The organism is Empedobacter sp. GD03865, assembly GCF_029840775.1.
In the GTDB taxonomy this organism is placed as follows: domain Bacteria; phylum Bacteroidota; class Bacteroidia; order Flavobacteriales; family Weeksellaceae; genus Empedobacter; species Empedobacter falsenii_B.
In genome coordinates, this window is the sequence record NZ_JAOCDF010000026.1 from 46208 (window position 1) to 52693 (window position 6486).

The 6486-nt window shown below is 29.8% G+C and carries 5 protein-coding genes; 2 read left to right on the forward strand and 3 right to left on the reverse strand.

Features of this window, described 5'->3' with window-relative positions; translation table 11 throughout:
- Positions 1 to 38 precede the first annotated feature (38 nt).
- Together N5D46_RS10495 and N5D46_RS10500 are read left to right on the forward strand one after the other, a co-directional pair.
- On the forward strand, positions 39 to 2330 hold the full coding sequence (locus N5D46_RS10495) for a choice-of-anchor L domain-containing protein (RefSeq protein WP_280049920.1): 2292 nt from the start codon (positions 39 to 41) through the stop codon (positions 2328 to 2330).
- On the forward strand, positions 2330 to 2650 hold the full coding sequence (locus N5D46_RS10500) for a hypothetical protein (RefSeq protein WP_125348788.1): 321 nt from the start codon (positions 2330 to 2332) through the stop codon (positions 2648 to 2650). The genes N5D46_RS10495 and N5D46_RS10500 overlap by 1 nt, the downstream gene beginning before the upstream one ends.
- Before the next feature lie 56 nt (positions 2651 to 2706).
- Here N5D46_RS10500 and typA read toward each other — a convergent pair whose 3' ends face one another.
- From typA to N5D46_RS10515, 3 genes are all read right to left on the reverse strand, one after another.
- Positions 2707 to 4509 (reverse strand): translational GTPase TypA, encoded by a 1803-nt coding sequence (gene typA, locus N5D46_RS10505; RefSeq protein ID WP_221854374.1) that lies wholly within the window; start codon positions 4507 to 4509, stop codon positions 2707 to 2709.
- Positions 4510 to 4603: 94 nt separating this feature from the next.
- Positions 4604 to 5575 carry a hypothetical protein gene (locus N5D46_RS10510; RefSeq protein ID WP_038334506.1) on the reverse strand — a complete coding sequence of 324 codons (972 nt, stop codon included), beginning with the start codon at positions 5573 to 5575 and terminating at the stop codon, positions 4604 to 4606.
- 6 nt (positions 5576 to 5581) lie between these two features.
- Positions 5582 to 5986: a hypothetical protein gene (locus N5D46_RS10515; protein ID WP_038334505.1), complete on the reverse strand. Its 405-nt coding sequence runs from the start codon at positions 5984 to 5986 to the stop codon at positions 5582 to 5584.
- Positions 5987 to 6486 lie beyond the last annotated feature (500 nt).

The following is a 6486-nucleotide window of genomic DNA, read 5'->3' on the forward strand; positions in this document are numbered from 1 at the left end:
AAGTTATTTAGCAGTTTTTTTGTCTAAATTATTTTTTCATGAAACACTTTTATTCAAAAATAATTCTCCTACTCTTTTTTACTTTTACACTAAATAGTTTTTTATTTGGTCAATATATTCAGGTAGATACATCTTTATCGAAAGAACAATTAATTGATAAATTTATTGGGACAAACACAGGTTGTATTACTATTTCTAATATTAATATTTCTGGTTACAATAGAGCTTATGATGAAATAAGCTATGGTTATTTTACAAAAGGAACTAGTAATTTTGATCTTTCCGAAGGAATTATTTTATCTACAGGAAAAGCAAAAGCTGCTGAAGGTCCAAATTCATCTTTGCAAGATTTTTGGGGAAGTAATTGGGGAGGAGATCAAGATTTAATTGATATTTTGATAAAATCTAATTTACCTCATGATAATATTTTAAATGCAACATCTCTTGAATTTGATTTTGTATCAAACCTTACAACAAATCAAATTAGTTTCGAATATATGTTTCTTTCAGAAGAATATCAATCAAGTAATTGCCAATACTCTGATGCTTTTGCCTTCTTAATCAAAAAAGCAGATAATTCTGAACCTTATCAAAACATTGCATTAATTCCAAATACAACTATTCCTGTTACTTCATTAACTATAAATGGCGCAAGAGATTGCCCTCGAAATATATCATATTTTGGAGGTTTTAATTCTGCAAATAGTCCAACGAATTTCAATGGACAAACAAAAGTTTTGAAAGCAAACGCACAAATAGAAGCTGATACAAAATATCACATCAAATTGGTTATTGCCGATCATGGAGATTCAAGAGGTCGTTATGATTCTGCCGTTTTTTTGAAAGCTGGAAGTTTTGTAGGGTCAAAAAGTTTAGGTTCTGATGTTATATTATGCTCTGGAACATCTGCAACAATAGATGCTACAACTACCAATGCTACAGCCTATAAATGGTACAAAAATGGTGAAGAAATTATTGGTGAAACAAACGGAAAATTAATAGTAACCGAAACTGGTTATTACGAAGTAGAAATTACACAAAATACAGGTTGTTCTTTGAAAGGACATATTAATGTTTCTGTACAAAAAGAACCGCAAATATATCAAAATCGTTTTTCTATTTGTGATGATGATTTAGATGGAAAAGCACAAATAAATTTAAATGACTATACTGATAGAATTGTAGAAGATTACTCTAATCATCAAGTGAAATATTTTGAAACTGAACAAGATGCTAATGATAATATTTCTGCTGAAATAACGAATTTCGAATTAAATGAAATTCAGACATCTAAAGAAGTTTGGATTCGTGTTCAAATCGAAACTTGTAAGCCTATTATTAAAGAAATTACTTTTACATTAAATCATTTAAGTGTTGCAAACATAATTCCTCCAATAGAAATTTGTGATGAGGATTTAAGTAATAATGAAGAAATCAATTTATCAGATTATGTTGATGACTTGGTTACAGGTATTTATGGATCTCCAACTTATTATTTAAGCGAAGCTGATGCAAAAAATAGACAAAATACAATCAACGCAACACGAACTATCAATTCTGATCAAACATTTTGGATAAGATTTAGACAAAATGGTTTATGCGAAAACGTTGCTCCAATTCATTTTATTTTCAAACAATCAGGAAAATCATCAACCTTAAAAGATCTTACAATTTGCAAAGGAACAACGACGACTTTAGACGCAGGTCCAGGATTTAAAACTTACGAATGGTTACATAATGGCGACAAAAATCAATCAATTACAAATGTTCCTGTTGGAACTTATTATGTGAAGTTAGGATTGAATGGTTGTTTTTATACACAAGAAGTAAAAGTTATTGAAGCCGAAGATCCAACTATTCAATCTATCGAAATTCAAGGTTCTACGGTGACCATAAAAGTCACTGGATCTACGCCTCCATATCTGTATTCATTGGATAATGGCACTTTTCAATCTTCAAATATTTTCACAAATGTAACTTTAGGAACTCATACAATTTCTGTGAAATCGGCAGATAATTGTTTGCCTATTTCGAAAGAATTTTCGCTGATTAAACTAATCAATTTTATTTCTCCAAATGGTGATGGTAAAAATGATGTGTTGGATTATTCGCAATTAAAAAGTAAAATCAATCCGAAATTTGTCATTTATAATCGAAAAGGAAAATTATTATTTACAGGTTCGGAAGCAAACAATTATACATGGGATGGAAAATTGAATGGAAAAGCGCTACCTTCCGATAGTTATTGGTATATTATCGAATGGACTGAACCAAATTCAACTCAAACTCAAAAATTTGAAGATTGGATTTTATTAAAAAGTACTTATTAATGAATAATTGGATAAATTTTCCTAAAAAGGATTTGATGCTCGAAATTTATTTTTCGGAACAAAATATGGAGGACAAAACTTTATTATTTTGGAATCAAATTAAAATTTCTCCTGAAATATGGAAATGTGATGATGTTATTGAGGATAATTTTTGGGTAGTTGCTGTATACGAAAATTATTTGATTTGGTACAATGATATTGAAGAAGGTTTTAATGTTTCGAGATTCAAAATTAAAGGTGAAATAGTAGAATATAACGCTTCTAAAGATGAATTAAATTTCGCAATTAAAGCACTTAAAAATAAAATCGAATCTATTTAAAACAAAAAACCAGAAGATTAACTTCTGGTTTTTTTGTGATATATAATTTCAAATGATTAGCTCATTGATTTTTCGAAACGCTTACGATCTACTTCTTTTAAGTGAATTTTACGTAAACGGATGAAATTTGGAGTTACCTCGATACATTCATCAGCTTGGATATATTCCATACATTCTTCCAAAGTCATTTCTGTTTTTGGAGCGATAGAAGATGAATCATCTTTACCAGCTGCACGGATATTGTTCAATTTTTTAGCTTCAACAACATTTACTACTAAATCATTGTTACGAGAATGCTCTCCGATAATCATTCCTTCGTAAACTTCTTCACCTGGCTCGATAAAGAATTTTCCACGATCTTGTAATTTATCAATAGAATAAGGAGTTGATGTACCTTGATCTTTTGAAATAATTACACCTGCAGAACGACCAGCGATTGCTCCTTTGAATGGTTTATATTCTAAGAAAGTGTGTGCCATTACAGCTTCACCAGCAGTAGAAGTTAACATTTGAGAACGTAATCCGATTAATCCACGAGATGGAATTTCGAATTCTAAGTGTTGCATTCCTTCTTTCGCCTCCATAACTAATAAATCACCCTTACGTTGAGTTACTAAGTCGATTGCTTTAGAAGAATAATCATCTGGAACATCAATTACTAATGTTTCATATGGTTCACATTTTACACCATCAATATCTTTTAAGATTACTTGTGGCTGCCCAACTGTTAACTCATAACCTTCGCGACGCATCGTTTCGATTAATACAGATAAGTGCATGATACCACGTCCGTAAACTAATTGTGTATTAGAATCTTCTGTTGGTTCTACACGTAAAGCTAAGTTACGCTCTAACTCATCTTCTAAACGCTCTACTAAGTGACGAGAAGTAACAAATTTACCATCTTTACCAAAGAATGGAGAGTTGTTAATTCCGAAAGACATATTCATTGTAGGCTCGTCGATATGCATAACTGGTAATGCTTCTGGATTTTCTGGATCTGCAATTGTATCTCCAATTTGGAAACCATCGATACCAACAACAGCACAAATATCACCCGCTTTTACCTCAGTAGCTTTTACTTTACCTAAACCAGCAAATGTATATAATTCTTTGATTTTATGTTTTTTGAACGTTCCATCAGGTTTTGTTAAAGCAACCCAATCCCCTTCTTTAATAACACCACGGCTTACTTTACCAACTGCAATACGTCCTAAGAATTTAGAATAATCTAAAGATGTAATTTGCATTTGTAAAGAACCTTCGTAAGCTTCTGGAGCAGGAACATGTTCAAGAATACCATCCATTAATGGAGAAATATCGTCTACACGTACATTTTCTGTATTGAACCATCCTTGTTTAGATGAACCATAGAATGCTGGAAACTCCAATTGCTCTTCTGTTGCATCTAAGTTGAAGAATAATTCGAAAACTTTGTCATATACCTCATCAGGACGACAGTTTTCTTTGTCAACTTTGTTAATTACAACTAATGGTTTTAATCCTAATTCTAATGCTTTACTCAAAACAAAACGCGTTTGTGGCATTGGTCCTTCGAAAGCATCTACTAATAAGATAACCCCATCAGCCATTTTCAACACACGCTCAACTTCTCCACCGAAATCCGCGTGACCAGGAGTGTCAATCACATTGATTTTTACACCTTTATAATCTACCGAAGCATTTTTAGAAAAGATCGTAATCCCTCTCTCACGCTCGATATCATTGTTATCCATGATTAATTCACCAGACTCTTGGTTTTCTCTAAAAACGTTTCCGCTGTGAAGAATTTTGTCAACCAATGTAGTTTTACCGTGGTCAACGTGTGCGATAATCGCAATATTTCTAATGTTTTGCATCCTTGAAATTTATGGGTGCGAATTTACGACAAATTTATTTTTTATTACTATACTTTTTATTTTATTTAATGAAATCGCAACAAACGTATGTTATTTATCGTTTTTTATTACCAAATGGGTTGTATGATATACCAAAGTTGAAATAGAAAGATGATTTTGGTTTATACTCATATATATAGTCATTAAAAGATTCATTTTTTTCAAAGATTCTTCCAGTAGGAATGCTACGTAGTCCTGTTTTTACAGTACCAATAAAATCACCAATTCTATGTTCATACATTACACCACTATTAATTTCTGTTTGTCTAAATTCAAATGTTTTATTCGATTGGTTAAAATAGAATGATGTAACATCCATTTCACTACCAAGAGAAAATCGACCATTATTAAATACATTTTTTTTCATCATTACTCTTTTTGGAAGTATGATATCGGCTATCCAACCATTTTTAAATTTATGCTCATAAGAAATAATGGGGAATGTAGGTACTTGCGAACTAGGGTCTATAATTACAGCTAAACCTAAAAGTAATTTGGTTCTTTCGTTTGCTGTAATCATTATACTACCTGTTAGTAAACCACGGAATCTTTCAAAACTATTTTCGTTACCATCAACTGATAGAGTAGCTGAATAAATTGCTGTTTTTTTCCATAGTTTAGAAATATGACTTGCAGTTACAGCTTCCGAATGATAATGAAAGTTTTGTTTCGTTTCATTCATAGTAGAACTAAGGTTATCTATATTTGCTGTCGTGTACTTATAATTAAGTGCTGTAGATATCGTCCATTTTTCTTTTTTGAAAAAATATAAATTCGCATTTGCCTTTATTTGTTGAAAGTTTTTCACTTTACTTTCGGGTAAATTAAAGTTGCTATCTTCTAACTTTTGAGAAAATTTATAAGGTGTAAGATTTGTATATTCTACATTAAGAACACGGGTAGAGGGGAATTTATCTGCAACAAAAACGACAGCTCTTTTTTGAATACTATCTTTTTTTTGAGCGAATGACAAAGTTGAAAGTAAAAGCAATAAGCTTGTAATTGCTTTTTGTTGTATTGAATGCATTAATTTTTATTTGATTTCGTGAATACTCGATTGGAAAAAATTGAAGACAAATACCTTATCATAAATCTTACTGATATTGTGTTCTTCTATTGTTTTTAAAATTGATTTTAAGGTTGTGTCTAATTTGTCATTTACAAGAACAAACCAAGATTCTTTGTTTCTATTTATAGAAATTGTTTCGTTATTTTTAAGATTAGAAATATCCATTAACTTTACTTCTTTAATATGTTCATTCTTCTCAATAATACAAAAATCATGATGTATACAATCTACAATTTCTAATGTCGGATCGTAGCATTGTATAAAACGATTTAAATCTGTTATTTGAATAATTTTATCTTCTTTTTCTGTTGCAGAAAAATTTAGAAGATTTAACTTATTTACCCAAAAATTAAAATTTTTCACACTCATAGTATTTCATGTTTTGTAAATTGAATAGCTAAGAAAAGTATAAAAAAATAGTTTTGATCGTTTTTTATACCAACACTAGATTTTTTTATACCAACCAGAAAAAAAAAGAAGAAGTATAATAAAAACGTTGGTTCGTATAAACTTTAATAATGGAATAGATTAATCAATTACCTTTGTTATAGATAAGATTTTTATAAAAATGAATTCATTGTTACCTCAATCAAAAAATCAAAAAATCATAAATTTTTTAGTAGATAAAAAGTTTAGATTTTCTCGTCATTTACTTTTTATAGTTGGATTTTTATTAGTGATATATAGTTCTACGTTTGCATCTAATTATTATGGTGTATATAGATATTATGTTATTCTTTTACTATTTGTAGTATTTGTATTAAAAACATATATTAATATTTATATATTGGTTCCAAAGTTTTTTTTTTAAAGGTTACTATATTTTATATCTATTACTATTAACAATTTTAGTTTATGTGGGGATTAAT

What these genes read in the sequence shown, in the direction of transcription:
- N5D46_RS10495 (WP_280049920.1), top strand. Translation starts at nt 39, where the DNA reads ATGAAACACTTTTATTCAAAAATAATTCTCCTACTCTTTTTTACTTTT.
- N5D46_RS10500 (WP_125348788.1), top strand. Translation starts at nt 2,330, where the DNA reads ATGAATAATTGGATAAATTTTCCTAAAAAGGATTTGATGCTCGAAATT.
- typA (WP_221854374.1), bottom strand. Translation starts at nt 4,509, where the DNA reads ATGCAAAACATTAGAAATATTGCGATTATCGCACACGTTGACCACGGT.
- N5D46_RS10510 (WP_038334506.1), bottom strand. Translation starts at nt 5,575, where the DNA reads ATGCATTCAATACAACAAAAAGCAATTACAAGCTTATTGCTTTTACTT.
- N5D46_RS10515 (WP_038334505.1), bottom strand. Translation starts at nt 5,986, where the DNA reads ATGAGTGTGAAAAATTTTAATTTTTGGGTAAATAAGTTAAATCTTCTA.